Annotated in this window: 1 protein-coding gene; it reads left to right on the top strand. The window is 66.7% G+C overall.

The annotated features are described in order from the left end of the window. Positions 1-249: M24 family metallopeptidase (locus SB751_RS33680; RefSeq protein WP_410749455.1), on the top strand; the 249-nt coding region annotated here is incomplete at both ends.

A 249-nucleotide genomic window follows, 5' to 3' on the forward strand; every position in this document is an offset into this window, starting at 1 on the left:
GCATCCTGGCGGTCAAGCCGGGCGCCACGCTGGGCGACATCGGCCACGCCATCCAGACCGTCGCGCACCGCGAGCACTTCAGCATCGTGCGCGAATACTGCGGCCACGGCATCGGCCAGATCTACCACGACGATCCCCAGGTGCTGCACTATGGCCGCCCGGGCGAAGGCATGGTGCTGCAGCCGGGCATGATGTTCACCATCGAACCGATGATCAACGCCGGCAAGCCGCAGACCAAGCAACTGCCCG

Source organism: Cupriavidus sp. SIMBA_020 (assembly GCF_046535395.1).
GTDB classification, from domain to species: Bacteria; Pseudomonadota; Gammaproteobacteria; order Burkholderiales; family Burkholderiaceae; genus Cupriavidus; species Cupriavidus campinensis.